Here is a 736-nt window from a genome sequence, read left to right as displayed (position 1 = left end):
TGCTGCGCCAGAAGAGTTGCGTCGCTACGCCGAAGAGCTGCAACGCCAAATCAAAGCCGTCGACGGCATCAAAAAGATCGAGCTACACGGCGTTCAACCTCGCGTTGTACATATCGATATGCCAGACGAGCGCTTGGCTCAATATGGTTTGTCGATCGCACAAGTTTGGAACCAACTGAGCACACAAAACAGCACGTTCGAAGCGGGAAAATTCGATGCGGGTACAGAGCGTATTCGTATTGCGCAAACCAGTGAGTTTCAGTCTCTAGAAGACATTCGCAATTTAATCATCAATGGTGGCACCGGCGAGTTTGGCTCGGGGTTGATTCGTCTTGGTGACATCGCCGACATCACCATGGGTTATCAAACACCAGCATTGGCAGAAAACCGCTACAACGGAGAGCCCGCTGTCACCTTGGCGGTGAGCCCAGTTCAAGGCATTAACGTGGTGTCACTTGGCGATACGATTCAAGACATCATCGCTAACTACCAGGCAACGCTGCCGCTGGGTGTCGACATCTCGACCGTTGCTTATCAACCTGAAGAAGTACAAAAGTCTATCGACGACTTTGTTGGCAACCTGCTTGAAAGTGTCGCGATTGTTTTTGTGGTGTTGTTGGTTTTCATGGGCTTTAAGAGTGCGACCATCGTTGGCGCAAGCTTGCTCCTGACGATTTTGCTCACGCTTGTATACATGAACATCGCCAGCATCGATTTGCACCGAGTCTCGCTAGGT

The 736-nt window shown here is 50.7% G+C and carries 1 protein-coding gene; it reads left to right on the top strand.

Features of this window, described 5'->3' with window-relative positions; all coding sequences use genetic code 11:
• Positions 1-736: efflux RND transporter permease subunit (locus R7F64_RS23870; RefSeq protein ID WP_318072148.1), on the top strand; the 736-nt coding region annotated here is incomplete at both ends.

Origin of the sequence: Vibrio sp. Vb1980, from assembly GCF_033338615.1 — a bacterium.
Lineage (GTDB): Bacteria > Pseudomonadota > Gammaproteobacteria > Enterobacterales > Vibrionaceae > Vibrio > Vibrio alginolyticus.
The sequence above is the reverse complement of the archived record's forward strand: the minus strand, read 5'-3'. Positions and strand labels throughout refer to the sequence as shown.